At 68.3% G+C, this 609-nt stretch carries 1 protein-coding gene; it reads right to left on the bottom strand.

Translation table 11 applies throughout. The features are described from left to right. Positions 1-609 (bottom strand): sulfatase-like hydrolase/transferase (locus tag ABD323_RS43825; RefSeq protein ID WP_344447583.1); only part of this gene is annotated, 609 nt, incomplete at both ends.

A 609-nucleotide genomic window follows, 5' to 3' on the forward strand; every position in this document is an offset into this window, starting at 1 on the left:
GCCAGGTGTGCGAGTAGCGTTCGCCGCCGTTGTCGCTGGCGAACACGACGATCGTGTCGCGCTCCTGCCCGGAACGGCGCAGCGAGTCGAGGACCTCGCCGACGGAGCGGTCCAGGCCCTCGACCATCTGCCGGTACTTGTCCAGCGAGCCGCCGTCCAGATGCGCGAGCGCGAGCCGGGCGGTGGTGGTGTTGGCCGACCGGACGGCCTTCTCCAGCCGGGCGGCCTCTTCGGTGTCGCCCTCGGCGATCCAGGGCCAGTGCGGCGTCGTGAAGTTGAGGTTGAGCAGCCACGGCTTCTCGTGCCGGCGCTCGATATACCGGCTCGCGCGTTCGGTGAGGATGCTCGTGTAGTACCGCAGGTCCTGGTAGGGGACTTCACCCTCGTAGAGGTCGTACTTCCCGTTGCTGGCCAGCTTGGAGTAGTACTCCAGCGCTCCGGCGAAGTTCCCGAAGAACTCGTCCCAGCCCGACCTGGTCGGCGAGTGGTCCGGCAGGAAGCCGCAGTGCCACTTGCCGATCATCGCGGTCGCGTAGCCGCTGCCGCGCAGCAGTGAGGCGAGGGTGGGGTGGGTCGGATCCAGCCCTGCGGTGGCATCCTCGAGGATCG

The sequence above is a fragment of the Kitasatospora nipponensis genome (genome assembly GCF_039528135.1).
GTDB classification, from domain to species: Bacteria; Actinomycetota; Actinomycetes; order Streptomycetales; family Streptomycetaceae; genus Kitasatospora; species Kitasatospora nipponensis.